This window comes from Desulfocurvibacter africanus subsp. africanus DSM 2603, from assembly GCF_000422545.1.
Classification (GTDB): domain Bacteria; phylum Desulfobacterota; class Desulfovibrionia; order Desulfovibrionales; family Desulfovibrionaceae; genus Desulfocurvibacter; species Desulfocurvibacter africanus.
In genome coordinates, this window is record NZ_AULZ01000001.1 from 398617 (window position 1) to 424560 (window position 25944).

General features: G+C 62.5%; 19 protein-coding genes, 1 tRNA gene and 1 pseudogene. 10 read left to right on the top strand and 11 right to left on the bottom strand.

The window, feature by feature from the left end:
- Positions 1–4 precede the first annotated feature (4 nt).
- Together H585_RS0101815 and H585_RS0101820 are read left to right on the top strand one after the other, a co-directional pair.
- The gene (locus H585_RS0101815; protein WP_027366525.1) at positions 5–2911 is read left to right on the top strand and encodes an insulinase family protein; all 2907 of its coding nucleotides are present in this window, start codon (positions 5–7) and stop codon (positions 2909–2911) included.
- A gap of 465 nt (positions 2912–3376) precedes the next feature.
- Positions 3377–4492, top strand: a complete 1116-nt coding sequence (locus H585_RS0101820; RefSeq protein WP_027366526.1) for a cytochrome-c peroxidase — start codon at positions 3377–3379, stop codon at positions 4490–4492.
- Between the two features lie 174 nt (positions 4493–4666).
- Here H585_RS0101820 and H585_RS0101825 read toward each other — a convergent pair whose 3' ends face one another.
- Complete coding sequence (locus tag H585_RS0101825; protein WP_027366527.1) at positions 4667–4861, bottom strand: hypothetical protein; 195 nt, start codon at positions 4859–4861, stop codon at positions 4667–4669.
- Between the two features lie 381 nt (positions 4862–5242).
- On the opposite strand from H585_RS0101825, the pseudogene H585_RS22325 reads away from it, so the two are divergent.
- Positions 5243–5416 (top strand): annotated as a pseudogene (locus tag H585_RS22325) (cytochrome c3 family protein); the annotation flags it as partial.
- A gap of 107 nt (positions 5417–5523) precedes the next feature.
- Here the strand turns inward: H585_RS22325 and H585_RS0101835 are convergent.
- The 3 genes from H585_RS0101835 to H585_RS0101845 are packed head-to-tail and all read right to left on the bottom strand — an operon-like array spanning position 5524 to position 8586.
- Positions 5524–6501: a sensor histidine kinase gene (locus H585_RS0101835; protein ID WP_027366528.1), complete on the bottom strand. Its 978-nt coding sequence runs from the start codon at positions 6499–6501 to the stop codon at positions 5524–5526.
- Positions 6502–6524: 23 nt separating this feature from the next.
- Positions 6525–6911, bottom strand: coding sequence for a response regulator (locus H585_RS0101840; protein WP_014258905.1), 387 nt, complete (start codon positions 6909–6911; stop codon positions 6525–6527).
- Between the two features lie 22 nt (positions 6912–6933).
- Positions 6934–8586, bottom strand: a complete 1653-nt coding sequence (locus H585_RS0101845) for a sensor histidine kinase (RefSeq protein ID WP_027366529.1) — start codon at positions 8584–8586, stop codon at positions 6934–6936.
- Positions 8587–8976: 390 nt separating this feature from the next.
- Between H585_RS0101845 and H585_RS0101850 the strand changes: the two genes are divergently transcribed.
- Positions 8977–9390 (top strand): response regulator, encoded by a 414-nt coding sequence (locus H585_RS0101850; RefSeq protein WP_027366530.1) that lies wholly within the window; start codon positions 8977–8979, stop codon positions 9388–9390.
- 159 nt (positions 9391–9549) lie between these two features.
- Here H585_RS0101850 and H585_RS0101855 read toward each other — a convergent pair whose 3' ends face one another.
- Both H585_RS0101855 and H585_RS0101860 read right to left on the bottom strand, forming a co-directional pair.
- Positions 9550–12126 carry a PEP/pyruvate-binding domain-containing protein gene (locus H585_RS0101855; RefSeq protein WP_027366531.1) on the bottom strand — a complete coding sequence of 859 codons (2577 nt, stop codon included), beginning with the start codon at positions 12124–12126 and terminating at the stop codon, positions 9550–9552.
- 13 nt (positions 12127–12139) lie between these two features.
- The gene (locus H585_RS0101860; RefSeq protein WP_027366532.1) at positions 12140–14722 is read right to left on the bottom strand and encodes a sigma 54-interacting transcriptional regulator; all 2583 of its coding nucleotides are present in this window, start codon (positions 14720–14722) and stop codon (positions 12140–12142) included.
- A 268-nt stretch (positions 14723–14990) separates the two neighbouring features.
- Here H585_RS0101860 and H585_RS0101865 point away from each other — a divergent pair, with 268 nt between their 5' ends.
- The 6 genes from H585_RS0101865 (at position 14991) to H585_RS0101890 (ending at position 20274) form a co-directional block, all read left to right on the top strand.
- Positions 14991–15287: a DVU0150 family protein gene (locus H585_RS0101865; RefSeq protein WP_027366533.1), complete on the top strand. Its 297-nt coding sequence runs from the start codon at positions 14991–14993 to the stop codon at positions 15285–15287.
- Between the two features lie 35 nt (positions 15288–15322).
- Entirely contained in the window at positions 15323–16351 is a 1029-nt protein-coding gene (locus H585_RS0101870) for a sulfite exporter TauE/SafE family protein (protein WP_027366534.1), read from the top strand.
- A gap of 40 nt (positions 16352–16391) precedes the next feature.
- On the top strand, positions 16392–16727 hold the full coding sequence (locus tag H585_RS0101875; protein WP_027366535.1) for a hypothetical protein: 336 nt from the start codon (positions 16392–16394) through the stop codon (positions 16725–16727).
- Between the two features lie 63 nt (positions 16728–16790).
- The gene (locus H585_RS0101880) at positions 16791–17084 is read left to right on the top strand and encodes a hypothetical protein (protein ID WP_027366536.1); all 294 of its coding nucleotides are present in this window, start codon (positions 16791–16793) and stop codon (positions 17082–17084) included.
- Positions 17085–17235: 151 nt separating this feature from the next.
- Positions 17236–18036, top strand: a complete 801-nt coding sequence (locus H585_RS0101885; protein ID WP_027366537.1) for a hypothetical protein — start codon at positions 17236–17238, stop codon at positions 18034–18036.
- A gap of 186 nt (positions 18037–18222) precedes the next feature.
- A complete protein-coding gene (locus tag H585_RS0101890; RefSeq protein ID WP_027366538.1) occupies positions 18223–20274 on the top strand; it encodes a methyl-accepting chemotaxis protein in 2052 nt (683 codons plus the stop codon).
- A gap of 472 nt (positions 20275–20746) precedes the next feature.
- On the opposite strand, the gene H585_RS0101895 is transcribed toward H585_RS0101890, so the two are convergent.
- The 5 genes from H585_RS0101895 to H585_RS0101915 all read right to left on the bottom strand — a co-directional run bounded on the left by H585_RS0101895 (position 20747) and on the right by H585_RS0101915 (position 25942).
- Positions 20747–20833 (bottom strand) — tRNA-Leu (locus H585_RS0101895).
- 221 nt (positions 20834–21054) lie between these two features.
- Positions 21055–21828 carry a glycosyltransferase family 2 protein gene (locus H585_RS0101900; RefSeq protein WP_027366539.1) on the bottom strand — a complete coding sequence of 258 codons (774 nt, stop codon included), beginning with the start codon at positions 21826–21828 and terminating at the stop codon, positions 21055–21057.
- Between the two features lie 39 nt (positions 21829–21867).
- Positions 21868–22761: a glycosyltransferase family 2 protein gene (locus H585_RS0101905; protein WP_027366540.1), complete on the bottom strand. Its 894-nt coding sequence runs from the start codon at positions 22759–22761 to the stop codon at positions 21868–21870.
- Complete coding sequence (locus H585_RS0101910; protein ID WP_027366541.1) at positions 22758–24401, bottom strand: glycosyltransferase; 1644 nt, start codon at positions 24399–24401, stop codon at positions 22758–22760. Before H585_RS0101910 ends, H585_RS0101905 begins: the two co-directional genes overlap by 4 nt.
- Complete coding sequence (locus H585_RS0101915) at positions 24398–25942, bottom strand: flippase (protein ID WP_027366542.1); 1545 nt, start codon at positions 25940–25942, stop codon at positions 24398–24400. Before H585_RS0101915 ends, H585_RS0101910 begins: the two co-directional genes overlap by 4 nt.
- Positions 25943–25944: the final 2 nt, after the last annotated feature.

Sequence of the window (25944 nt, forward strand, 5' to 3'; positions counted from 1 at the left end):
CCTCATGGTTGCTGATACGTTACACGGATTCAGACTCGAAAGGGAAGCCGAGGTCGCGGAAATCTCCTCCACCGTACGGCTGTACCGTCACGATAAGACCGGTGCGCGACTCATGAGCGTCATCGCGCCCGACGAGAACAAGGTCTTCGGCATCAGCTTCCGCACGCCGCCCAAGGACTCCACGGGCGTGGCGCACATCCTGGAGCATTCCGTGCTGTGCGGCTCGGACAAGTATCCGGTCAAGGAGCCCTTCGTTGAGCTGCTCAAGGGCTCGCTGCAGACCTTCCTGAACGCCTTCACCTACCCGGACAAGACCTGCTACCCCGTGGCATCCACCAACGTGCGCGACTTCTACAACCTCGTGGACGTATACCTGGACGCGGTATTCCATCCGCGGCTCACGCCCGAGGTCCTGCAGCAGGAAGGCTGGCATCACGAACTGGACGACTCGGCCGGACCCATGACCTACAAGGGCGTGGTCTTCAACGAGATGAAGGGAGCCTACTCCTCACCCGACGGGCTCATATCCGAGTACTCGCAGCAGGTCCTGTTCCCGGACACGACCTATGGCCTTGATTCAGGCGGCGACCCGGAGGTTATCCCGCAGCTGACTTTCGAAGCCTTCATGGACTTCCACCGCCGCTACTACCACCCGTCAAACGCCTGGATATACTTCTACGGCGACGACGACCCCGAGGAGCGGCTGCGCATCCTGGACCGCGAGCTTTCCGGCTACGAGCGCATCGAGACCGACTCGGCCGTGGCCCTGCAGCGGCGCAAGAGCGCGCCCGAGCGCGTGGAGAAGAAGTATGCCGCCGGCGGGGACGAGAGCCGCAGCATGGTCACGATCAACTGGCTGCTCTGCCCCACGGATAACGCCGAGTTGAACCTGTCCCTGAACATCCTGGAGCACATCCTCATCGGCATGCCCTCCTCGCCTCTGCGCAAGGCGCTCATCGATTCTGGGCTGGGCGAGGATCTGGCCGGAGTGGGCCTGGAGGGCGACCTGCGCCAGATGTATTTCTCCGTGGGACTCAAGGGCCTCAAGCAGGCCGGCCCGGAGCAGGTCGAAACCATCGTGCTGGACACCCTGCGAGAGCTGGCCGACGGCGGCATCGGCGCGGACATGATCGAGGCCGCGGTCAACAGCGTGGAGTTCGACCTGCGTGAGCTGAATACGGGCCGCTTCCCGCGAGGCCTGGCCCTCATGGTGCGCAGCCTGAGCACCTGGCTCTACGAGGCCGATCCCCTGGCGCTCATCGCCTTCGAGCGGCCCCTGCTGGCCATCAAGGAGCGCCTGGCCGACCGCGAGCCCGTCTTCGAGTCGCTGCTGCGCAGCCGTTTTCTGGACAACCCGCACCGCGTGACCGTGCTGCTTTCGCCCGATGCCAAGCTGGGCCAGGAGCGCGAGGATCGCGAGAAGCGCCGCCTGGACAACGCCCTGTCGGCCATGGGCGAAACCGAGCGCCAGGCCGTTGTGCGCGCCAACGAGGAATTGCACGCCCGCCAGGAAGCCCAGGACTCGCCCGAGGCCCTGGCCACCATTCCGCGCCTGGCCATCGCGGATTTGCCGCGCGAGAACACGCGCATCCCCTGCGACAAGGAAACCCTGGCCGGCATCCCGACCCTGCTGCACGACCTGCCCACCAACTCCATCGCCTACGTGGACGTGGGCCTGAACCTGGCCGCGCTGCCGCAGGCCTACTTGCCCTGCGTGCCGCTCTTTGGCCGAGCCCTGCTGGAGATGGGCACCAACCGGCGCGACTTCGTTGCCCTGACCCGGCGCATCGCCAGCCGCACGGGCGGCATCGATCCCGCGCCCTTTGCCGGCAGCATGGAAGGCTCGCCCCTGGCCGTGCCCTGGCTGTTCCTGCGCGGCAAGGCCATGGTCGACAAAACGCAGGACCTTATGGACCTTCTGGCCGAGGTGCTCCTGGAGGTCCGCCTGGACGACCAGCAGCGCTTCCGCAAGATGGTTCTGGAAGAGAAGGCCAGGGCCGAGCAGCGCGTGGTGCCCTCGGGACACATGGTGGTGGCGACGCGCCTCAAGGCTGGGCTCACGCCCTCGGGCTGGGTCGCGGAGCAGTTCTCGGGCGCGGAAAACCTGTTCTTCCTGCGCCGCCTGGCCGAAGCCGTGGACAACGACTGGCCGCGCGTGCTGGCGACCCTGGAAGAAATGCGCTCGCTGCTCGTGCGCCGGGACAACATGATCCTCAACGCGACCATGGACGCCGCGAGCTGGGCCAAGGCGCGCAAGGCCGTGGGCAGCTTCGCCTCGGCCATGCCCCAGGGCCGCGCCGAGGCCGCGCCGCTTGAGCCCAAGCCGCTCCTGCCGACCGAGGGGCTGACCATCCCGGCCCAGGTCAACTACGTGGGACGCGGCGCAAGCCTGACCGAAGCGGGATACGACATCACCGGCGGCGATATCGTGGTGGCGCGCTGGCTGCGCACGGCCTATCTGTGGGACCGCGTGCGCGTGCAGGGCGGGGCCTACGGCGCTTTCTGCCTGCTGGACCGGCTGAACGGCACCATGGTCATGGCCTCCTACCGCGATCCGAACTTGGAGCGCACTCTGCGCGTGTTCTCCGAGGCCGCCGACTTCCTGCGAGACCTGAAACTGGACAAGGACGAGCTGACCAAGGCCGTGGTGGGAGCCATCGGCGACTTCGACGCCTACCAGCTCCCGGACGCCAAGGGCTTCACATCCCTGTCCCGTCATCTCCAGGGCATCACCGAAGAACGCCTGCAAGAGGTGCGCGAGGAAATCCTTGCCTCCACGGCTGGCAGCTTCAAGCGCTTCGCCGATGCCGCCGCCATCCTGCGCGACGCCGGCCGCACCGTGGTGTTGGGTCGCGAAGACGTCCTGACTGCGCTGAAAGAGCCTGAGTTGACGCTGACAAAGGTGCTTTAGGGCCTGTTAACGCTATATAAGAACAAAAGCTATTATAGCGCGTTACGTTTGAAGCAATTTCCCTGGGCCCTTATCTTCATTCATAAACTGCTTTAGTGTGAACAGGCCCTAGAGCATTTTGCTTTTGAAAATGCTCTGCAAGCCATGCGTCGGCATGGCTTGCCGCCGCGTAGGCGTAGGCGCAATTCACTTGCGCCGTCAACGCCGGAGCGGGCGTCTTAAAAGCAATCTGCTCTAGGATAGCGGGAGGGCGCCGCCCTCCCGCACCCACCCGCCAAAGGGGCTCGGCCCCTTTGGAAACCCGCTTTTTTGTATTGGAAATAGGCAGGGGGCCGGTGATGCCGGCCCCCCTTTATTTTTTGCCTGATCCGTGCCGCGTGGCATCGACAACGTTGCGGAACAGTGTTGAGTCGAGCGCTCAACCAGGATATTCTGGGACGAAGCAAACCTGAGCGGAGGTTATCCATGAAACTCCTATTCCTTGCACTTCCCTCCGTATATAGGCTAGCCGCCTTTGTCGGCGTCGGCATTGTCCTGGGCGCTGTTCTCGCACCCGGCACGGGTTTGGCTCAAAAGACAATGCAACAGGAAGCCGCGGCTATCTTCCGGCCCATCCCCGAAAATCCGCCCAAGCTGCCCGGAAATATCGTCACGCCCGTAAAGGTCGAGCTTGGCCGGCTGCTCTATTTCGACCCGCGCCTGTCGGCCTCCCAACTCATAAGCTGCCAGACCTGCCACAACGTAGGCCTGGGCGGAGCGGATCTCCAGGAGACCTCCATCGGACACGGCTGGCAAAAAGGACCGCGCAACGCCCCCACGACCTTCAATTCCGTTTTCAACGTGGCCCAGTTCTGGGACGGTCGTGCCAAGGACTTGGCCGAACAGTCCAAAGGTCCGGTTCAGGCTGCCGTGGAGATGAACAATACCCCCGATCGAGTGGTGGCGACTCTGGCCAGCATCCCCCAATATGTGGACCTCTTCGCCAAGGCCTTTCCCGGACAGAGGAACCCCGTGAGCTTCGAAAACATGGCCCAGGCCATCGAGGCCTTTGAGGCTACTCTGCTCACCCCCGGCTCACCGCTGGACGCCTTCATCACCGGCGACGAGTCAGCCTTGACGCCCACCCAGCAGGAAGGGCTGCGCCTGTTCATCGACAGCGGCTGCTCCGACTGCCATTACGGCATCAACCTGGGAGGCATGGGCTATTATCCTTTCGGCGTGGCGGAGGCCCCAAGTGAGGATGTCCGCCCCACCAACGATACCGGCCGCTTCGTGGTCACCAACACAGCCAGCGACAAGTACGTATTCAAGTCGCCCATTCTGCGCAATGTGGCCATCACCCAGCCCTACTTCCACTCGGGAAAGGTCTGGCGGCTTCGGGACGCGGTGCAGATCATGGGCTCCAGCCAGCTTGGTTTCGAGCTTGAGGGCAAGGATGCCGATATCATCACAGAATTCCTGAAAGCGCTAACCGGCAAACAACCGGAGGTGGCCCATCCCATCCTGCCGCCCTCCACCGAAAGCACGCCCAAGCCGATGACGCAACTGCTTCCCGAAAAGGAATCCGGCAAAAAGGGTTAGATATCACGCGTGCTAAAGGGCGGGCCAGTGCCGGCTTGTGGAGCAGCCCTGCTGGCCATCTCGTCACTCCCCAGGGGACACGCCAGGACTCACTCGATTGTCACCCGCTCATTTTGGAGCGCACTCGAATTAACGAGAACCGCTTGCGGATTTTCCTGCATTGAGCATTGCCATTCACTGTTTGATGTCTGACTCGAGGTGGTAGACCATCTTGTCTTCGGTCGAGGCTTCTTCGTAGTTGACCCACTTGAAGTCGGTCTGACGAATGAGCCATTGGATGACTTCCGCATGGCTTTTCGGAGTACCGGGATAGTCCACGACCTCAGAGAAAACATGTCCGAAAATCGTTATCTCAACAGCGATCTTCATCAAGCCCCCTTACTTTCTTATTAACCTTCCTCAGCAGCACTGCATTTTGCGCGGAATAGGCCGTTGATTTCAATCTAAGCCATAATAATCTTGCAGCATATATCACCGCACAATTTGGCCAATAAGCTTGTCTGCTCATTAACTATTAGCGAGATTGATTTCGTATTCTCTTAGCTTAAAATATATAGCCATGTTCATCTGCCGGAGAGCCTACCATTTTTATGTAATGCTTACCCCTACAAATGCTATCTGTATCCCGCATGCGCGCTGTCCTCGCCTGCCTGCGCACGCTTCTCTCCCAGCAGGGGAGCGCCGAGCGAGCAATACAAGGAGGCCAGCTGCGAGGCTTACTTGGGGGTCGTGGGGTGAGCCTGCACCGCCTGCCACCACATCTGGGACGGCTCCGGCGAAGTCGAGGGATGCTCCACCGAAGGCTGCCACGACGATCTGGCCAGCCGCGGCGAGGTCAATTTCTATGTCCACGCTTTCCACACCAAGGCCAGCGAGATGAGCTGCGTATCCGCGCACTTTTCGTCACCGCGATACGCATCCTGACTTAAAGCGTGGGCAATTCCCTGATCCTGGAGCATAAGAGCCGGGAAGGGCTTCGCCCTCTACAGATCCCTCCCATCAGGGAACACAGTCCCCTCCCTGCCTGACAGCTAAGCCTGGAGCATGCGTCTAGCCCAGGCCCGGCCAGTGGATTGGCCTACCTCGATTTGTACGCGTTCAAGCGGCAGGTGGATGGTGAAGGCCGCGCCCAGGCCCGGTTCGCTGTTCACGCTGATGGCGCCGCCCAGCTCGTTCATTATGCGCAGAGAGATGGACAGACCTAGGCCCGTGCCCTGGCCAGCCGGCTTGGTGGTGAAGAATGGGCTGAAAAGCTTGTCGCGGTGCTCGGGAGCGATGCCAGCCCCTGTATCGCGAATCTCGATAAGCACATGATCCTCGCGCAGGGCAGTGGTGACGAAGATCTTGCCGCCGTCCCTGACGGCCTGGGCCGCGTTGGAGAGCAGGTTGAGCACTACCTGGCGCAAGCTGGGGCCGTCGGTGATCACCTGCGGGATCCCCGCGCAGTACATGCGCACCAGGCTCACGCCAGCCATGGCCGTCTCGCGCTCCACGAGCACGACCATGTCCTCCACGAGCCGGTTGATGTCCACAGGCTGGTCCACGGTGCCGCGCTTGCGCGCGGCCTGGAGCATGCCCTGGGTAATGCCGCCGCAGCGGCCCACCTGGATTTTGATCTGCTCCACGCTCTCGCGGATCTCCTCGGCCTGGGGCGTGCCGGCCAGAGCCGAGCGGTCCACGAGCAACCCGATGATCTCGGCCTCCTGGCCGATGATCATCATGGGGGTATTGATCTCGTGGGCCACGCCCGCGGCCAGCTCGCCGAGCACGGCGAGTTTCTGGGCCTGGAAGAGCTGCTCGCCCATGTCCCTGCGGTCGGCGCTCATGCTCCGCCAGGCGCGCAACAGCCTGCGTGTGGAAAGGATCACCAGCAGGGCTGCGAAAATTGCCACTGGCAAGGCCAGCTCCGGCTCCAGCCAGGCCGCGAGCAGGCAGCAGCCCAGGACCGCCAAGGGAAGGGCCTTCCCGTGCAGGAGAATCGAGGGATGTGCGTTGTCGCCGCTGCCCATGACCGCCTCTCTGATTCCGAACGCTAGCCGCCGCGCGACAGGACGCGGCGCTCGTGGGCCTTGAGGATGCGCTCCAGCAGGTCGTCGATCTTGAATGGCTTGAGCACATAGTCAAAAGCGCCGTGGCTCATGCCCTCGATGCCCGACTTCACCGAGCCGTGGCCCGTGAGCATGATGACTTCGGAGGATGGATGATGCTTCTTGATCTCCTTGAGCGTCTCGATGCCATCCATGCCCGGCATGCGCACGTCGAGCACCACCACGTCATATTCCTTGCGGTCCAGGGCCTTCAGGGCCTCGCGGCCGCTACCCACGCCGTCCACATCGAGATTGCGCAAGGTGAAGCGTTTGATGAAGAGTTGGCGAAAGTCATGTTCGTCGTCCACAATAAGCACTTTGACCCGTTCCATGCTGTGCCTCCTGCGGACCGGCCTAGCAGACCGGCAGGGTTAAGGTGAACGTGGCGCCCTTGCCTTCCTCGCTCTCCACGGCGATGCCCCCGCCAAGCCGCTCCATGATGCCATAACTGATGGACAGGCCCAGGCCCGTGCCCTCGCCCACTCCCTTGGTGGTGAAGAATGGGTCGAAGATACGGCCTTGCATTTCCTTGGGGATGCCCTTGCCCGTATCGATGACGCTCAACTGAATCTTCTTGCCGGATTCCTCCGTGCGGGTACGGATGGTCACCGTGCCGTTGTGGTCCACGGCGTCGATGGCGTTCTCCAGCAGGTTGAGCAGGACCTGCTGGAGCTGAGCCGTGTCCGTAGCCGTGTGCGGCAGGTCTGGCGCCAACTCGGCGCGCAGCTCGATGTTACGGTGCAGGGCCTCGTTCTGCAGGAAAGCCATGGTCTGCTTGGCTACTTGGTTCAGGTCCACGTTTTCCTGCATGGGCTCCATGCGCCGGGCGAAGCCGAGCATGCGGTGTGTTACGCCCTTGGCCCGCTCCACGTTCTGGTCGATTTTGTCCACGGCCTCGGCAATTTCCTCGTAGTTCTTGATGGCCTCGGGGTCCTCCTCGGTGAGCAGGTCCTTGATCCAGCCCGCGCTCTCGCGGATGAGCGTGAGCGGATTGTTGACCTCGTGGGCCACGCCCGCGGCCATCTTGCCCAGGGCGGCCATCTTGTTGGACTGAACGATGCGCGCATCCAGCTCGGCTCTATGACGGTCGGTCCGGGCCAGGGCCTCGACGATGCCCCGTGTGGCTATTGCCGCGCCGGCCATGATGAGCAGCAAACCTCCACCGACCATGGAAATGACGATGGCCTGCGTCCTGAAGAGCGGCGAAAGGGACTCTCCCGGCGCCTCGGAGATGACCAGCAGCCAGTCGACATTGTTCAGCCAGGCCATGCCGTAAAGCACTGTACGGCCGTGGACTGAGTGCTCCTCCACGCGCGCGCCGGTGAAGCGCGAAGGGCCGGCGAGTTGGTCCATCTTGCCCAGCACGGCCCCATTGAGGCCTGAGGAGGTCTGCAGCACATGGGCGCTGTTGACCAGGAAGGCGTCGCCCCGCTGGCCCGTCTGGTAATTTCGCACGAGGGCGTTCAGCACCTCGGAGTCGAGGGTTGCGCGCAGGATCCAGTACCTGTTGCCCTCCCGGCGCATGACGGCCAGGATGATATGCGGAAACTGCCGGAAGCCCATGAACACGTCGCTCACGTACACGCCCTTGAGCATGGTCTTCTCGAACCAGTCCTGCCCCCGGTAGTTCACATCGCCGAGCTCGTACGGTCCGACGTAGGCCGCGTGGCGGCCGTCGCCGTCGATAACGCCCAGGTCGATGAAGGCCTTGTTGCCGCTCTGCATGGTGCTGAACACGTGCTGGAGATAGGCCTGGTCGCTCATCTGCTCGAAGTCGTGTGTCCAGGCCATGTTGCGCAGTTGCAGGATGTTCTCCTCCAAAAACATGTCAATGGCCGCCTTGCGGTTCTCCACCGAGCGCTGGAGCGAATGAGAAATGCGTTCGCGGTAGCCCTGGCTGAACTGCAGGTGCATGAACGAGCCCAGTGCCACGAGCGGAATGAGCGAAAAGGCCGTGATGGCCCCCATGATCTTGAGACGGAGCAGTTTGTACTGTTTGCTGTCCACTTATCCCTCCGGTCCAAACGGCCGAGTACGCCGACATACAACCGGGCAAAGCAAGGAGCGAGCCAGCCTCTGCCGTGACATTCCACCGCAGTTGGTTGAAATAGCAGTAAATAATTACGCAATGAAATTGCCCAAGCCCACCTGGATCGCGCAACGGCTTTGGGTTCGTCTTGCCATTCTCGCCACGCGCTGCATAAGTTCGGATCCTGGATTCAGGCCACAAAAGCTCATCATGGATGAACACCAACCCTCAAGGAGTCAGGGCAGGCTTTGGCCCTCATATTGCTTTTCCGTGGCCAGGAGGCCGCCAAAGCTTTTCCCGCAAGGCTGGATGCGACTTGGCCCGGCCGACGCGAAGACGGGCAGGCCCATTAAGCGAAGGAGGCTGCCATGACCGGTGATCCCTTGATTCTGGTGGTGGATGACGAGGTACGTTTCAGGGCCAACATGCTCAGGCTGCTTGGCCTGAGCGGCCTGCGCGCCCTGGCCGCGGCGGACGGCCGCGAGGCATTGGGCATCGTGGACAGCCTGCCCGTGGATGTGTTGCTCCTGGACATGAAGATGCCGGGCATGAACGGGGCCGAGGTCATGGCCGAACTGGCCAAGCGGCCGACGAGGCCAGAGGTCATTTTCCTCTCGGGCCACGCCTCGCTGGACCTGCCCCTGGATGCGGCTTGCCAGGGAGCCTGCGATTACCTCATCAAGCCCTGCACCATGGATGTGCTGCTGGCCAAGATAGAGTCCGCCATGGAACGCAGGCGCGCCCGTCGAACAGGGTTGGGCAGGCCAGGATCGGGAACGTAAAGGCGGCACAGCCAGAGCCGTGGCCGACTCCAGCCGAGTGTAGGCATGTTGTGCGCCCTTGGCCTGCTCCAGGGCGCACAACATAGCACCTGCCGGAGCGCCCGACGCGAGAATTGAAAGAATGGGGGATATGGGCAGAGGTCCCGCCTCTGGTCGCCGCTACTTCTCCGGCATACCCGCGCAGCTGAAGTCGCCGCGAATGAAGCAGTCGGCCATGTGCTGCACGCTCGCATCGCTGTGCATGAGCATGTCCATTTGGCGGGTGAAGATGAGCAGACGGCCCATTGCTTCCAGACGGGGCTCGATATCGCGGGCTTCGAGCTTCTGGATGCGCGCGGAGACGCGGTCGGCTATGACCTCCACCGTGAAGCCCAACCGCTGGAGAATGAGCGCGATGGCGCGCACGCGGCGGTTTCGGCGTACCTCGTCGGCCGCGCCGCCCGTGAACTTGAAGCTCACGTAGTTCTTGTTCACGGTGTTGCCGCAGTAGCTGTCCAGAATGGAGTAGTGGTAACCCACGCGCGAGCTGAAATTGAGGTACTTGTCCGAAATGATGGCGTAGCTCTTGTCGCCGAAACGCTCCACGGTCAGGTTCGGCGGGGTGAGCATCTGCTGGCTCATGACCGACAGGAAGCCGCCAATGTTCACGGGCTTGGGTACGCGGGAACTCAAGCGCTCGTCGGTCATGCCGCGCAGGACCGACGTGAACGGGCGGGAGGTGACTTCCTCGGGGCCGACGACGAACATGTCCGATACGGCCAGCCCGCCGCCAAGGTCCAGCAGGTAGAGGTCCAGGGGGATGGGCGCGCGGAGTTTCACGGCCATGCCCTCGTGGTCCGAGGCGCTGTCGCCCACCGAGAACATCTCGGAGTAGGACAGCTCGTGCGCCAGCCGGGTGATGTCGTGGATGGTGCTGCAGCCCTGCGGCCCGAACTCGGGCGCTGCCGGGTCGGTAAGGTGCAGGGGCACGATGTGCTTGGCCAGTCGCGATAGGGCGTCGTGCACCGGAGTGCCTTGCATGAGCACCGTGCGCTCGCGGGACAGGGCCAGTAGTTCGTCCACCCTGCCGCGATAAACCCGGCGCGAGATGGCGTCCACGGTGACGAGCTCGCCAGATTGGAGCGTCTCGACGGCGCTGCGCAAGTTGAGGATCGACGGCACGCCAAACTCGCGGCAGAGCGAAGCCATGTGGCCGGTGACGCTGCCCGTGTCCGTGAGAATGGCCCTGGCCTTGGGCATGGCCAGCACATAGTTGGGCGAGGAGTGCGCGGCCACGAGCACTCCGCCATCGGGGAAACCAAGCAGGTCCTCCTTGTCGCGCACATGCACGACTGGTCCGAAGCCCACGCCGGGAAAGGCGGTCTCGCCTCCCGACAGGAGCACCTCGCGGCCGGAAACAGGCGGCAGCGGTTCGGATTTCTCCGGCCCTTCGCGCCGGAGCGGACGCGATTGGACAATGAACAGGCGGTCCGCCTGGTCCAGGGCGAACTCGACGTCCTGCGGTCCGCCGAAGTGCTCCTCCAGACGCAAGGCCAAGGCTGCCAGCTCGGTGGCTTGCGCGTCGTTCAAGCTGGGCTGTTCGCGTAGCGCCTCCTCCACATCCATGCACGCGAGCTTGCCGTCTTCGGCGAGGGCCAGGCGGATGTCCTTGCGGCTCACCTGGCGTTCCACCAGGCGCGGACCAGATGGCGAGCGCTCGAAGACGAAGGTGTCCGGAGGCACGACGCCGTCCACGGCATAGGGCCCAAGGCCCCAGATCGATTGCACGAGCACGCGGTCATCGGTCAGGGACAGGGGGCTGCGCGTGAAGACCACGCCGGCCGAGCGGGCGTCGACCATCTCCAAACAGGCCACGCTCATGGCCGAGTCCTCGAAGGGCACGCCCTTGTGCAACCGGTAGGTGATGGCCCTGGAGGTGAACAGGCTGGCCACCACGCGCTTGTATCCGGCTATCAGGTCCTCTGGCCCGACGCCGAGCAGTGTCAGGTACTGGCCGGCATAGGTCAGGGCGCTGTCCTCGCCCACGGCGCTGGAGCGCAAGGCCACGCGGGGCTTGCCCCCGGACGGGCGGGCTATGTATTGCTCGTAGGCAGCGTGGACCGCCTCGACCAGCTCTGCTGGCGTATCGGCCGCCTCGAAAAGCTCCTGGATTTCCTGGCCGGCTATCTCCAGGCTGCGCGGATCGTCGGGCTGGATGGCCATGAGTCGCTTGCGCATCTCGTCCTCCAGGTCCTGATGGCGCAGAAAACGGCGGTAGGCGCTCGTTGAAATGGCGAAGCCTCGCGGCGCGGGCACGCCGGCCCGACTGGAGAGCTCGCCAAGGTGGGCGTTCTTGCCGCCCACGGCATCGACCATGTCACGGCTGATGCGCTCGTACGGCAGCACGAGCTCGCTAACCTCCATGACAACCTGCTCGCGCAGCTCCTGGCGCAGCCGCTCCAGTATTTCCTCCAGCGCCCTGCCAATGGCCGGATGCCTGCCTCCGGAGAGTGCGTCGAGGCTGCCGACCATGCGCCGGGCGTGGAACATGGCCCGCGTGCCCATGGCGCGCACAAAGGACATGCCGAACAGCTCACGCCCCAGCAGTTTGTCCTCGATCTCGGCCATGATGCGCAACAGCTCGGAATTCGATTCCAGAAGCTCCAGGAAGTTCACGTAACGCTGACGGAACGCGTGCAGCGACTCGGCTGTAACCGGCTTACGACGGCGCCTGAACAGAGAACTCAGGAAACCCATTGCATGTCTCCGGCTAGCCGCCAGCCTTGGGGCGGCGCACTTCGTAGCGTGTGGCCGGACCGCGACCGATCTTGATAAGCAGCCCGCGCAGGACCAGCTCTCCAAGATCATAGTTGGCGGTGCGGGCCGATAGGTTGCCGCCCACGATCTCCTGGTAGCGGTTGCGGGTCACGCCGCCTTCCTGGAGGATGAATGGGTACACCTTTGCCTGTCGCTGATTGAGCCCCATTGGCAGATCTTCCGCGGGAGCGGCAAGCACGCCGCCTTCCGACACGGATCCTTCACCGGGTTTATCGACCATGGATCCGCCTTTGGACGGCCTGGGCTCCCAAGGCTGCCGAGGCTCCTCGGGCAGCCGTGGCTCTTCGGGGGATCGCTGGGTCGAGGCACGCGCCGCTACAAGCGGCAGCGCCGGACCTTGGCGGCCGTTGTCGTCCAGGCGCAGGTCGCTGGCCTGTATGAGGTTGCCCTCGACCATGACCGCGGCCATGGTCATGCAGTTTTGAAGCTCGCGGATGTTTCCCGGCCAGTCGTAGGCCATCAGATTTTCCAACGCGCCCTTGGACAGGCCGAGGTCCTTCTTGCCGGACACGGGCTCGGCCTGTTTGAGGAAGCGATCCGCCAGCACCGGGATATTGCTCTTCTGCTGACGCAGGGGAATCGTCTCGATGGTTAGCACCTTGAGTCGATAATAGAGGTCCTGGCGGAAGCCGCCCTCGTCGATCTCCTGGCGCAGATCCACGTTCGTGGCCGCGATGAGCCGCACGTCCACGTCCACCTCCTTGTCGCTGCCCAGGGGCCGGAAGCGGCGCATGGCGATGGCGCGCAGAAGGGCCTGCTGGACCTTGGGCGAAGCGGTCTGGATCTCGTCCAGAAACAGCGTTCCGCCGTCGGCTTCCTGGAAGGCGCCCTTGCGCTCGGCCTTAGCCTCTGTATACGCGCCCCTCACATGTCCGAAGAGCGTATCCAGGAGCAGATTCTCGTCCAAGGCGCCGCAGTTGATGGACACGAAAGGCTTGGCGCTGCGCCGGCTCAAGCGATGCACCGCTTCCGCCGCGAGCTGCTTGCCCGTGCCCGTCTCACCGGTGATGAGCACGTCCGCGTCCACCTGGGCGGCCTTGGCGATATCGGCCTTGAGCCGCTCGACCTGCGGCCCGAAGCCCACGATCTCCGCGATTTCCACCTCCTGCGCCGCGGCAGCCTTGATGATGCTCTCAAGCTCGGCGCGCTCCTTGAGACTGGCTGTCTGGATGGTCAGATCCATGTGCCTGATTTCATCCATCTGACGCTGAACCGTGGAAATGAGATTGTTGATGGCCTCGGTCAGACCGCCGGTCTCGTAGTCACGGAACTTGAGTTCGATCGGCCGGATAAGGCCGGTCTCCTGGATGGTATTGACCTCACGGGACAGCTCGATGATGGGCCGGGTCAGCCTGCGGCTGATGAAAAAGATGATGATGGAGATGAGCAGGATGGTGGACAGGGTAACGAGGAAGATGATGTCCACCTGCTTGTAGCCGGCAGTGAGCGTCATGCGCGTCCTGTCGACGTAGGCCAGGCCGCAGTAGATTTGTGCGGGCTTGCCGCCGCCAGGCAAAAAGCGCACAGGCGAATAGGACAGGTAGTAATCGTTGATGTACTGGGAAAGGTCCGCACCTTCGCGGGACACGATAAGGTCATGCTTGCCCTGGCCTACTTCGTCGACCATGCGCCAGTAGTCGCCGTAGGCCGCGCCGGGCCGGAAGGCCGCGGGAAGACCTGGCCGCCCAAGAGTGCCGCTCAGCCCGGCTCGCGCCAGGTAGGTACCCATCTCCGGGGAGGCCTGCTCAGTCTCCTCGGACTGGAAGAGCATCCAGCCCCGGGTGTCAAACAGAAAAGCATAGCGCACCTCGGGCGTGCGCGGATAGGCCCACAAGGGCGATTTCGGGGACGTGTACACGCTCAGGATGTCGCGCACGCTCGCCGCGTCCATGGAGAGGACGAAATAGCCGCCGTCAGCCCCGCGCGTAAGCAGTCGGACAACCTGGGCCTGAACGGTTTTCGGCTCTTCGTTGGCCTGGGCGGGCAGTGTGTATTCGGCTGTTTCCACTGATCCGATGCGAACCTCGCCGGGTTCCAAGGGGGCCGCTCCGCCACTCCTGACATCAGCAAGCAGTTGGATGGAGGATGCGGGCGGCACATCCACCTCAAAGACTCCTTCATCATTCATCAGCAGCAGAAAGCCCTGCTGTTGATCCGGCCCGAAGTAGCCAACCTCGCGCGGGGTGGGCATGCCGGCCCGTTGCGCACGGGCCATGGTCTCGCGAATCGCTTCAGTGCTCGCAGGGCCATGCGCGATGAACAGCAGATCCCTCTTACGTTCCCGCAGGTATTCCTCAACGGCATGGGCCATGGCCCTGGACTGGACCCTGGCGACACGTTGCAGGGCCGTATTCAGATAATTCCGCGAAAAGGAGTAGGTGATGTAACCCGTAGCCAGGAGCACCAGGATGATGGGAGGAATGAGCGCCATGAGCAGCTTGTTCCTGACTCGGCTGCCTTCCCTGAACCCTCCGGAGCGCCCCCAGAAGGGCAGGCTTCCTCTGAATAAACGCATTTGCGGTCCCCCCGCAGTTTTTCGCGCAATGCGCGATATCGCAAACGAGCATCTCGCAAAAGCTGTGCTGGCTTGATAGCTTTGCTACCCCAGACCTTGTGAATTCCTACACATTCGGGCGAAGCCCCGTCAAACGGTATTTCGCATGGCATGCCGGTTGCTCTTAGGAACACGTAAAGAATGTGTGCGAGGAAGGCAGCCTAGACCTCGAAAGGGCAGGCATAATGTAACAAGGATAATGAAGACTGGGGAAAACAAGGAGAAGGCAATGAAGAACATTCGTAGAGCGATTCCGATTCTCATGGCAATGCTTCTTTTGCCGGCTCTTGCGCATGCCGCCGGCGGCGGAGGCGCTTCGGAGCTGGTTGTCGTGGCCGATACTCGTGTACTTACGGTCGGCTACATGCGTTATTTCGCCGATCTGTACAACAACAACGTTGTTCTGTTTGCAGTATGGGCCACGGTGCTGACCGCCATTTACGGGGCATTCCTTGGCTTTCTCATGGACTTCTTCATGTCCAGGACTGGCCTGGACCTCTCGAAGCGTAAGATCATCGAACATTAACCTTGTAAGCAACAGAATATCATAAGGAGAGAGCCATGGACTGGTTATACATGTGGATGCCCATTGCTGGCATGCAAATATTCTGGCCCGGCCTGGTGCTCATCGGCTTCTCCGTTGGCACCATTGGCGGCTTCTTCGGCATGGGCGGCGCGTGGATGGTCACGCCCGGCCTGAACATCCTCGGCTTCCCAATGGCTTTCGCCATCGGCACGGACATGGCCCACATCGCGGGCAAGTCCATGATCTCCACCGTGCGCCATTCGAAGTTCGGCAACGTCGATTATAAACTCGGCATAGTCATGCTTGCCGGCACCATGATCGGCATCGAATGCGGCGCGCAGATCATCATGTACCTGGAACGCCTGGGCCTCGTCGGCTCAGTGGTGCGTTGGGTGTATGTTTTCTTCCTGGGCCTGATCGCCGCCATGGTCTTCTATGATTATTTCAAGGCAGTGCAGAACAAGAAGCGCGGCGTGGTCGGCGAGCACGGCACTGAAGGCATCACCTGGTACAAGACCCTGCACAAGATCAACATCCCGCCCATGGTGCACTTCAAGCATGCCGGCTTCACCTGCTCCGCCTGGCTGCCCATCCTCGTCAGCTACGCCACCGGCGTGCTGGCCGGCTTCCTGGGTATCGGCGGCGGCCTGCTGCGCATGCCCGCCCTGGTCTACCTTATCGGCACCCCGACCCACATCGCAGTCGGCACCGACCTGTTCGAAGTCATGATCTCCGGCCTCTACGGTGCGTTCACCTACGCCATGAAGGGCCGTATCGAACTCGTGGCTGTGTTCGTCATGCTCACCGGCGCGGCCATCGGCGCCCAGATCGGCACCATCGCCACCAAGTACGCCAAGGGCTACGGCATTCGCGTGGCTTTCGGCATCGCCGTGCTCTGCTGCATGATCTCCATCATCCTCAAGCAATACGGCTTCAATAATTCCTCGGCCGTAATCATCCTTGGAACCATCAGCCTGATTTGCCTCTACATCATCAAGATCATGTTTACGGGCGCCGCGCAGGAACTGCGTGACAAGAAGGCCAATGCCGCCAGAGTCATCTAATCGGCCGCCAACGTATAGGGAAACAGATAGGAGATATGGTATGATCCGCAAATTCGCCGCTGGTTCCGCCTTTCTCGCCCTGGGGATCCTGCTCTTCGCAGCCAGCGCTTACGCAGGCGAAGTGGCCCAAGGCAAGTGCCTGAGCTATTCCAAGGGTGGAACCTTGGTCATCGAGGAATACGATACGAACTTCACTCCAGAGATGAAATACGGTCATCCGACCAGTATCGAGTCGAGCTTCGACGTAAGCAAGGCCAAGATCGGCATCATCCCGGAGGAGGGTGATATCCTGCGCATTGCTTACAGCGTCGTCGATTCGAACAAGAAGGCCACAAAAGTCATGAACGTGTCCAAGCAGGACCTGCGCAAGAAGTAACCCCTATTTCACTGAGGTGCGCCGTGCGGCGCACCTCAGTGAAAAAAATAGAGAGGCAAGGTCATGTCTATATTCGGACCAGTCGTGGCGAACTACGGGGATAGGAAGAAGAGCTTCAACTTTCATCAAAAGATAATTCTGCTCGTCATGGACATCACGCTGCTCGCGGAGCTCTGTTATACAATGCACGCCGCCTACCCCGCCGGCGAAGCTTTTTCCGCCGTATTCCTGCGCACCTACGCACCACTGTTTTTCCCGACGGTAATTCTGGGCATCTGGCTGTGCAGGCGTTTCCGCGATCGGCAGGTAGCATCAGAAAGTATGGGCCAGGCCAAAGCAGCCGCACCGGAAGCATGAAATGGGCATTGTTGGGATCGTCAGCGGCTGGATGATGTGAGCGAGCACGGCGGGAATGCCTGCACCGCTAAACATCATCCGGCTCGATAATAGATAATCAAAACCCGTGAATATTCAAGCTGATAACCGCGAATTTTAAAAGGGCACTCTCGTGAAACGGTACTTCAATGGCATAGCCATCCTGACGCTGGTCATCCTGACGCTCGCCTTCTTGGACGCCAGCATCTCGGGTTTCCTGGAACCGGATACCCTGTTTCGCGCAATGCCTGGCGATATCATCCCCGTCAACGGATTGCTGGAAAAGGACGTCGACGGCGCACAAAAGACGAGCGGATTCCCCGAGGAGCGCTTCGACCCGAATACGCTTCTAAAGGTCACGCTGTCGAACCAGACTGTCCGCATCCATTTCGAGGAACTCAAGGGCAGAATGTGGCGGGGGACTCTGACCATTCCAGATGCCACCAAGCCCGGCGAGCAACAGTTTTGGGTCCATGGCCGTTACAACTCCCCCAGCACTGACGATGAAGTCTATGTTCTGCGCGTCTTCGCCGACGAGGCAAGCTACCGTGCCGATTTCAAGTCCCTTTCTATGCGCTGGTTGGGTGTGAGGCCATGGATTGCGGCGGCAAGTCTCTTCCCGGTGGGCATCCTCTTGCTCGGAGGCTCCTTCTTCATGACGGGCCGTGCCGAAGCTCAACGACAAACCCTTGGCATCGGCTCCATCTACAAGCTGGCCAAGCACGACGAACACTGGGAGGTCATTTTCGGGTTGGGCAGCAAGCATGGCGTCAGGGAAGGCGACCGCCTGCTGGTGCTGAACGCAAGCCGCTCGCCCGTGGCCGACCTCGTGGCCCAGAAGGTCCGCGCCGACTTCAGCATAGCCCAGTTGAGTCTGGATGCGAAGATTGAGCCGGGATACTTCGTCGCGCGAAAGGATTCGACGCAGGCATAAGAGAGGTCAGCATCAGGCGTTACCGGTGGGTTGCCGACGGATAAGCCACTCACGGGCGCATTCACTTCCATCCCATGACGGCGTCCGCGCCTGCCAACTGTCTGGCGGCGTTCAAATGTGGCCGGGCCACGGGACCTTGACCCCGAGACAAGGCATTTTGTTTCGATTCTTCATCATGGAGTCGCCATGTCGGTCAAATCAAGACTACTACTCGTGCTGTGCGTCAGCGTGCTCGGCTTCGCGCTCATTTTCGCCGCCGGGCTGATTTCAAGCAAGGCTATCTCGCGCGTCAACACGCTCAGAGACCACGCCGTGGAATCCCACGCTCTGATCTTGCAGGCCCGGCGTCAGGAGAAGAACTTCTTTCTGCGCCGCAAGGATGAGTACATCGCCTCCACCCAAAAGCATATGGATGAGGTGCAAGCCCACATCGAAGCTGTTGCGGCCCTGGATCTGGACGCCAAGGACATGTGCGACCAGGCCCTGCGGCTGCTCCAGTCCTACCGCCAGCGCTTCGCGGCCATGGCCGAGGCCGAGCAGACCATGGGCCTGGAGTGGAATCAGGGATTGCAGGGCGTGTTCGTCACGGCCGCTCGCGCCTTGGAAAAGGCCTTCGACAGCCATAAGGACACGGACATGGTCATTGCCGTGCTCCAGTTGCGCCGCCAGGAGAAAAACTATCTGACCCGGGACGAGGAGAAGCCGCTTGGGATGGTGCGCGACTACGTGGCCTCCATGCGCCGTTCCATCTTGAGCTCCGGCATGGCCCCGGATGCCGTTAGGGCCGAGAGCAAGGCGCTAGCCGATTATTCGGACGCTTTCGAGGGTCTCGTGCGCAAGCGCGGGGAACTTCAGGCTAACGAGACGGCCATGGCCGCTGCTGCTCGTGACCTGGAGCCGGCAATCCTCGCCCTGCGCGACCACTACCAGATGAGGGCCCAATCCTTGGCGAACCGGTTCTCCAAGCTGACCCTCCTCGTGGAGGCTATAGCGGCCGGAGCGGCCATCCTGCTCTGCCTGTGGACGCTCATGGCCGTGACGCGCCCCCTGCGCGCGTTGCAGGCCTACTCGCGGGCCGTGGCTTCGGGCCGGCTGGACGTCAAGCCCGAGGGCGTCACCGGTCACGAATTCAAGACCCTGAGCGCGGATCTCTCGGCCATGGTCGGCGAACTTCGGACGCGCATGGACGAGGCCAAACGCAAGGGTGAGGAGGCCGCCAGCCAGGCCCACAGGGCCGAGAAGGCCATGCATGAGGCCCAGCGCCAGGAGATCAAGGCCAAGGAGTTGTGGCAGCGCATGGTCGAGCTGGCCCACAGAGCCGAGGCCTTCTCGGAACAGTTGGCTTCGTCCGCCGAGCAGTTCGCGGCCATGGTGGCCCAGGTCAAGCAGGGCGCCTTTGCCCAGAGCGAGCGCATGGCGGAGACGGCGTCGGCCATGCACCAGATGAGCGCGGCTATCGTCGAAGTGGCCAGGGGCGCATCCAGCGCCTCGGACAGCGCGCGCGAGGTGCGCGCCAGGGCGCGCACTGGCGCGGACATGGTCTATCTGGCTGTGGAGTCCATCGGCGGCGTGCGCGGGAGGACCCTAGAGATGCACAGTGGCATGGAGACCCTGAACAAGCAGGTCGAAGCAATCGGCCAAGTCATGGACGTCATCAGCGAGATCGCCGATCAGACCAATCTGCTGGCCCTCAACGCGGCCATCGAGGCGGCCCGCGCCGGCGATGCCGGCCGAGGCTTCGCCGTGGTGGCCGACGAGGTGCGCAAGCTGGCCGAGAAGACCATGACCGCCACCAAGGAAGTCGGACAACGCATCAAGGCCATTCAGGAGTCGGCACGCATGAGCATGGAACGCATGCACGAGTCCGTGCAGGCCGTGGAGAAGAGCACGGATCTGGCCAAGGCATCGGGCGCATCGCAGGAGGAGATCGTCGGCCTAGTCGAAACCAACAGCGGTCAGGTCGAGGCGATCGCCTCGGCTTCCGAGGAGCAGTCCACGACAAGCGAGCAGATCAGCCACGCGGTGGTCGAGGTCAACCGCATCGCCGAGGAGCTGGCGGGCGGCATGGCGGCCTCGCATGAGGCCGTGAAGGGTCTGAGCGACATGGCCGCGAACCTGCGGACCATGATGCGCGAGATGCTGGCGCTAGAGGGCGGCCCTGCTGGTCTGGCAACCGGCCAGGCTGTTCGCCAGCCGACCATCAAGGCATCCCCCACTCATCCGCAGCGCAGGCAGTAGGCAATCCCGGACCTTCAGGCAGGCCCGTTTACATACAGCCCCCTTACCCGCGAAACGCCGGGCTCCCTCGCCCGGCGTTTCGCTTATCAGCGTAGATTCTACGGCTAAGTGGCCCACGGTCTCATTATCATCCTGTGCGGATTGGCCGTAGATGCGGACACCCTTTGTGTCAGGCTGAGGAATGCGGTCTGCCTCCAGTGACCTGGATGGGACAAGGAAGGCTGCTCCGAGACTGGTCACAAATAGCAAGCAAGCGTCCCTGGCATTGACCAAGTGCAGACTAAACGGCTCGCCCCGAAGGGCAGACCGTTTGCTTTAGACTGACCTTCGAGGGCTGGGAAGCATTGCCGGCCCCTCCCTATTTCACCAGACTTCACAAGCCATAGGCGCAAATCCTTGTACTATCCTTGTACCAATGGAGAATATTGGGAGAGTGCGAAAACATGCAACAAAGGAGAATCTTCGTCATTCCTGGTACCCGGGACCGGACTTGAACCGGTACGGCCTTGCGGCCGAGGGATTTTAAGTCCCTTGCGTCTACCACTTCCGCCACCCGGGCAAGGATTTGGGGACCAAGAATTATACTCGGCTTGGGATTGCGTCAATTCCTAAGCCGCGCCATTTTCTCACCCCCTGCGGACGATCATATGGATGGTCGAGACTCAGGGGCTTCGGAGTATATTCGCTTGCTTGTAAGCGAACCCAAAGTGGCTATCCTCGGTCGCGGCTATCCATTTTATATGCCTCCGGTGGGCCTTTCCAGACATTACACGGTAGGCCTCAAGGTGTTGCCGTGGTCGTGAGCTTGACCACCGCCTTGCGCATGAAGAAACCCACGCTGCGCAGTGGAAAGTAGCGGACGTTGAGCAGCCAGTTCTCCCAGCGTTTGCGCTGCTTGCTGCGCGCATTGGAGCTTAACCCGCCGCCGTCGAAGACGCAGACGGGTACATCGGTGTAGGCCAGCCGGAATCCGTGCCTGAGCACTGAGCGCAGAAGCCACTCGCGGTCCGCGCAAATCGCGTAGCGCATGTCGAAACCGCCGATGGCCTCGAACACTCGCCGCGAGGCGAACATGGCCTGGTGGCACACGGTGTCGTAGAGCAGATCCCGAGGGTCGAGGATGCGCGTCCTAACCAAGCGTTCCTCGGCCAACCAGGCGTTGTACACGTTGCCGTACACGATGTCGGCACGCCCGGCCGCGAGCTGCGCGGCCACGCGCGAGAGTATGTCCGGCGCGGCCAGCCAATCCCCGCAGTTGAGAAAATAGACGTACTCGCCCCGGCACAGGCTCAAGGCCTTGTTCATGCCATCATAGACGCCCTTGTCCGGCTCGCTCCTGAACATGGTCACGTGCGCCGCATTGCGCTCGACGATCTGCATGGTGCCGTCGGTGGAGGCCCCATCCAGGATCAGGTACTCGTACCCGCTGAAATCCTGTATGGCCATGGAGCGGATGGTCCGCTCCAGGCTGTCGGCCCCGTTCCTCACGACGGTCACAATGCTGAAGAGTGGGCCGGAGTTGCCTTTTTCGGCCCATTGCCGCGCTCTGTGCATGCACTTACTCCATAATCCGGCGGACAGGCTCCGCCTTGGTTAGCGCCGAGTTCCCCGAAGGGTCCGCATCCGCCAGGTGTCGGTCTCCCGGCAGTATGTCACGGCCGGGGCTGTCAGTCCGCACAGACTGATGCGATCCAAGCCTCGCACGCGGGACATGGCCCGGCTGGCGAGCATGCGCGCCTTGTCCAGATGACTGCCGGTCACCATGGCGTCCATTTCGCGCTCATAGCGCTCGAACGTCGCTGTTTTCTGGTTCCCATGCCTGCGGAAGGCCGCCAGCAAGGTGTCCACGAGCACAAGGTCGGTCTCGCGGGCGAAACGGGTCCATAGATCGAAGTCGGCTGCATAGCGATAGCGAGTGTCGAGCCCGCCGGCCTTGTCCCACAATGAGCGCCGCCAGAAGGTGGACTCCTGCTGGATGAACCTGTTGTCGCGGCCGTTGTAAAGCCCACGCTGGACCATGCGCCTGGGAAACGGCCCGACCATGTCCAGCTCCACGAGCATGCCCCGGCCGTTAAGTTTGATCTGATTGGAGGTCAGCCATTCCACCTGCGGGAACCGGCCGAACACCGTGGCCACGGTGGCCAGCGCGCCTGGCAGGTACATGTCATCGCTGTTGAGCCAGGCCATGACGCCGCCCGACGTCTCGGCGAAGCCCGCGTTGATGGCCTCGTATTGGCCGCCGTCCCGGCCCGAATCGTAACGGAAGGACACGCCCTGGCAGCGACAAGGCAGCTCCCCGCTGTCCACCATGCTCTTGAAGCGCGCCAGGATCTCTACGGAGCCGTCCGAGGAGCCGCCGTCCTTGACCAGATAGTCGATGCGGAAATCGCCCTCCTGGGTCAGCACGCTCTCCAACGTCTTGGGCAGGAAAGCAGCCTGGTTGTAGGAAGGCGTGACTATGGCGAAAACAGGCTCGAACACGCTCATGGCCGAGCCTGCCCGTGTGCGGATTCATCCAGCAGCTCGGAGTACCAGTCCAGGTACTCGCGGGCCATGCGCTCCAGACCGTGACGCTCCTGGGCCGTGCGCGCCGCGCGCTCGCCCATGGCTCTGCGCCGATCTGCATCATGCAACAGTCTGCAAATACCGGCAGCCATGGCATCGGCATTGCCAGCCGGCACGAGGTAGCCGCTACGGCCGTCATCGATCTGCTCGGGCACGCCGCCCACGGCCGTGGCCACCACGGGCGTGCCGCAGGCCTGAGCCTCCAGCACCGTGTTCGGGTAATTGTCCTGCAAGGCAGCGTGCAGGAACACGTCCGCCGCTTGGTAATGCCGGGCGACCTGGGCCATGTCGGACACGAACCCCGCCGAGCGTATGGACCAGTTCTCGCCGCGTTCCTCGGCCATGTCGCCGCCCAGGCAAAGCAGGACGTGCTTGTCCGCAGTGCCCCGGCCCACGTCGGCGGCCGCCTTGAGAAAGGCTTGTCTGGCCGTGCCGAAGCCCTTGCGTGCGTTGTCCTTGCCGCCATGAGCCATGTACAGCACAACCTTGTCGCTGGCCGTCAGGCCCAGGGCGGCCCTCACGTCCTGCCGGTTACCGGATCGGTTATCGGACCGGCCATCCAGTCGATAGCTCGGCCGGAAAACGTGCAGATCAATGCCGTTGCGCACCACCCTGGCCTGCGGCTCAAAGGGTGGGTAGGCCTGTAGCAGCCGATCCAGGAGCCAACGGCTCGGCGCTGCCACGTGCAGCTTGGCCCGGCGCAGAATGTTGCGCTTGCGCTTCCAGTTGAAGCCTGTTGCGTCACGCTTCACTGACGGGTAGGCCTGCAGGTCGGGACAGTTTCCGCAGCCGAAGCGGAAACGCTCGCAGCCCATGGCATAGGCGCAGTGACCGGTCACGATCCATTCGTCGTGCATGGTCACGACAGTCGGCAGCGACTGACTCAGGACCGGCAACTCGCGCAGGTCGAACCAGCCGCTGTGCAGCACGTGCGCGTGCAGGATGCCGGGCCTGAGCGGAGGCATTTCCAGCATTTCCCGCGTGGCCGGATAGTGGAAATCCTCGCGGCCCGCGTGCGCGTCAAGGAAGCGGCTCGGCTCGGCCAGGTAGGACAGCCCGCGCGCCACGCCCGGCAGATAGCGCACCCGGCGCCGGATAAGCTCGTGCTCTAGCCTGCGCAGAGGCCCGGCCCATGAACCTCGCCTGCCGTCGTTGGGCAGGGCCATAACCCGCGGGTCGTCGCTGAACTTGACACCCACGGCCATGAACGCCTCAAGGCCGGCCGCGAGATATGCCTGGTGCAGTTGCCAGGCTATGCGCGCCGCGCCGCCGCGCGTGTCGAAGACATTGGCCTGCAGGATGGCCGGCAGGCGGGGTGTCTGATCATTGGACACTATACGCCTCTTGGATGCCCTGGAAGCCGGGAACGTTTCCGGTTCTTTGGTTGCTCTGGCCGCCTTGGACGCTGTGGCCGCCTTGGCGGCCTTGGGCTGTCTGGGCGTTTTTGCTTCCTTGGAAGTCTTGGTAGCTTTCGACGCCTTGGCTCCCTTGGGAGCCTTGGACGACTTAGGCCCTTTGGAAACCCTGGCGGCTTTGTTGGAATCCTTGCCTGCCGTGCTCATGGCTGCCTCCCGGAGAGAAGCCTGAAGCGGGCGAACAAAGGCGAGGCATATTCCACGGCCTGGCCCAGTTCGTCGCGGTTTATGGCCCCCGTGAAGCAGGCCAGGAGCAGGAAGAGGGTCGAAGTGGCGGCCATGACCGCCAGCAGGGACAGCATGCCCGTGGCCAAGGGCGCCAGGAGCAGATAGGCCAGCACTGCGGCCGCGGCCCCGGCGGACAGCGGCGGCAGGTAGGAACGCCTGACAAGGGAAAGCAGATCGTAGCCCAGCACGCGGTTGTTCGCGTACCAGACGAACACCGGCCCCACCAACAGGTTGCTGCCCAGGAAGGCCAGGGCCACGCCGCTCACGCCCAGGGCCTTGCCCAGAGGATAGACCAGGGCCAGGTTGATCAGGGCCGTGCAGATCGAGAACAGGCCCGTGACCTTGGGCCTGCCCATCCCGTCTACCACGATGGACGGGATGTTGGTGAAGGCGTCCACCAGCAGCGCGGCGGTGATGATCGTGACCACCAGGCCGGCCTGGGCCGCGAACTCCTCGCCCATCCAGAAGCCCAGGAAGCGGTTGCCGAAGAGCATGAGCGGCAGGCAGACGCATATGGCGATGGTGGTGATGAGCCGGGAGGCCTTGAGGTACAGGGCCACGATGGCCTTGTGGTCCTGCTTGCCCTGGAACCCGCTGACCACCGGCAGGATGACCGAGCCCACGAGATAGGTCACCGTCATAAGCTTGCGCACGAGACTGAAGGGCACCACGTAGTAGGTCACCCAGGACAGGCCGAGAATGGCGCCCGTGAGCAGGCGGTCGGCCTGGAAACGCAGCACGCCCGACAGGCGGCTAAGGGATGAGTACAGGCCGAAGCGCAGGATGGTCTTGAGCGGCCCGGGCCGAAAGACCGGCCGCAGGCGGATGCCGGGCAGGAGCCGCCGGCAGATGACCATGTAAGTCAAAACACCCAGCAGGGGCACGGCCACGTTGACCAGCACGACCTCCAGCAGGCCGTAACCCAGGATCAGCAGGCCGACCATGGACAGGGTCGTCAGCAGGTTCATGGCCATGGTCACCCTGCTGCTCACGTCGTAACGGTTGAGGCCCCAAGGTATGGACTGCATGGCCGTGACGAGCATGGTCAGCACGAAGCCCACCGAGCCGACCCGGAAGGCGGCCATGGCTGTTTCCTGCAGCTCCGGGGGCACCTTGAGGAAGCGCGTGGCCAGCACGTCGGCCAGGCCGAAGATGACCGCGCCGCCGGCCAGGCCCAGCAGCAGGTAAAGCAGCATGGTCGAACCTATGATGTCGTTGACCTGCGCCAGGTCGCCCTTGGCGCGGTACTCGGCCACGTACTTGGTCATTGCCTGGCCCAGGTTCAACTCCAGCATGGCGAAATAGCCGATTACGGCCAGGATGAGCACAAGGATGCCGTAGGATTCGGTGCCCAGCCTGGCCACGATGTAAGGCAGAAAAACAAAATTGATGCCGATGGAAAAGACCCAGCTCGCGGTGTTGAACAGGGCGTTGTGCAAGGTCTGATGTTTTTTGGCCATTC

Excerpts from the sequence above, each read along its gene's own strand:
- H585_RS0101815 (WP_027366525.1), top strand. The coding sequence starts at position 5 with ATGGTTGCTGATACGTTACACGGATTCAGACTCGAAAGGGAAGCCGAG.
- H585_RS0101820 (WP_027366526.1), top strand. The coding sequence starts at position 3,377 with ATGAAACTCCTATTCCTTGCACTTCCCTCCGTATATAGGCTAGCCGCC.
- H585_RS0101825 (WP_027366527.1), bottom strand. The coding sequence starts at position 4,861 with ATGAAGATCGCTGTTGAGATAACGATTTTCGGACATGTTTTCTCTGAG.
- H585_RS0101835 (WP_027366528.1), bottom strand. The coding sequence starts at position 6,501 with ATGGGCAGCGGCGACAACGCACATCCCTCGATTCTCCTGCACGGGAAG.
- H585_RS0101840 (WP_014258905.1), bottom strand. The coding sequence starts at position 6,911 with ATGGAACGGGTCAAAGTGCTTATTGTGGACGACGAACATGACTTTCGC.
- H585_RS0101850 (WP_027366530.1), top strand. The coding sequence starts at position 8,977 with ATGACCGGTGATCCCTTGATTCTGGTGGTGGATGACGAGGTACGTTTC.
- H585_RS0101855 (WP_027366531.1), bottom strand. The coding sequence starts at position 12,126 with ATGGGTTTCCTGAGTTCTCTGTTCAGGCGCCGTCGTAAGCCGGTTACA.
- H585_RS0101860 (WP_027366532.1), bottom strand. The coding sequence starts at position 14,722 with ATGCGTTTATTCAGAGGAAGCCTGCCCTTCTGGGGGCGCTCCGGAGGG.
- H585_RS0101865 (WP_027366533.1), top strand. The coding sequence starts at position 14,991 with ATGAAGAACATTCGTAGAGCGATTCCGATTCTCATGGCAATGCTTCTT.
- H585_RS0101870 (WP_027366534.1), top strand. The coding sequence starts at position 15,323 with ATGGACTGGTTATACATGTGGATGCCCATTGCTGGCATGCAAATATTC.
- H585_RS0101875 (WP_027366535.1), top strand. The coding sequence starts at position 16,392 with ATGATCCGCAAATTCGCCGCTGGTTCCGCCTTTCTCGCCCTGGGGATC.
- H585_RS0101880 (WP_027366536.1), top strand. The coding sequence starts at position 16,791 with ATGTCTATATTCGGACCAGTCGTGGCGAACTACGGGGATAGGAAGAAG.
- H585_RS0101890 (WP_027366538.1), top strand. The coding sequence starts at position 18,223 with ATGTCGGTCAAATCAAGACTACTACTCGTGCTGTGCGTCAGCGTGCTC.
- H585_RS0101900 (WP_027366539.1), bottom strand. The coding sequence starts at position 21,828 with ATGCACAGAGCGCGGCAATGGGCCGAAAAAGGCAACTCCGGCCCACTC.
- H585_RS0101905 (WP_027366540.1), bottom strand. The coding sequence starts at position 22,761 with ATGAGCGTGTTCGAGCCTGTTTTCGCCATAGTCACGCCTTCCTACAAC.
- H585_RS0101910 (WP_027366541.1), bottom strand. The coding sequence starts at position 24,401 with ATGAGCACGGCAGGCAAGGATTCCAACAAAGCCGCCAGGGTTTCCAAA.
- H585_RS0101915 (WP_027366542.1), bottom strand. The coding sequence starts at position 25,942 with ATGGCCAAAAAACATCAGACCTTGCACAACGCCCTGTTCAACACCGCG.